The sequence below is a fragment of the Streptococcus pseudopneumoniae genome (genome assembly GCF_001072315.1).
Taxonomy (GTDB): Bacteria; Bacillota; Bacilli; order Lactobacillales; family Streptococcaceae; genus Streptococcus; species Streptococcus pseudopneumoniae_R.
Genome location: NZ_JVLI01000082.1, coordinates 1 through 266, shown reverse-complemented (window position 1 = coordinate 266; position 266 = coordinate 1). Strand labels below are relative to the sequence as shown.

General features: G+C 41.0%; 1 protein-coding gene. It reads left to right on the top strand.

The window, feature by feature from the left end; translation table 11 throughout:
* Positions 1-28: 28 nt before the first annotated feature.
* Positions 29-266, top strand: a 238-nt coding sequence (locus ADH54_RS03840) for a helix-turn-helix domain-containing protein (RefSeq protein ID WP_049524111.1), incomplete at its 3' end; no start/stop codon positions are given.

Genomic DNA, 266 nt, shown 5'->3' with positions numbered 1-266 from the left:
AGCTGTACTTGAGTACGGTAAGGCGACGCTGACGTGGTTTGAAGAGATTTTCGAAGAGTATAAGCGCCTTGTTGGTGTTCAGCGTACTACTTTTGAAGAGATGTTAGCTGTATTAAAAACAGCTTATCAACTTAAACACGCAAAAGGGGGACGAAAACCTAAATTAAGCTTAGAAGACCTTCTTATGGCCACTCTTCAATATGTGCGAGAATACCGCACTTATGAACAAATTGCGGCTGATTTTGGCATTCACGAAAGCAACTTAA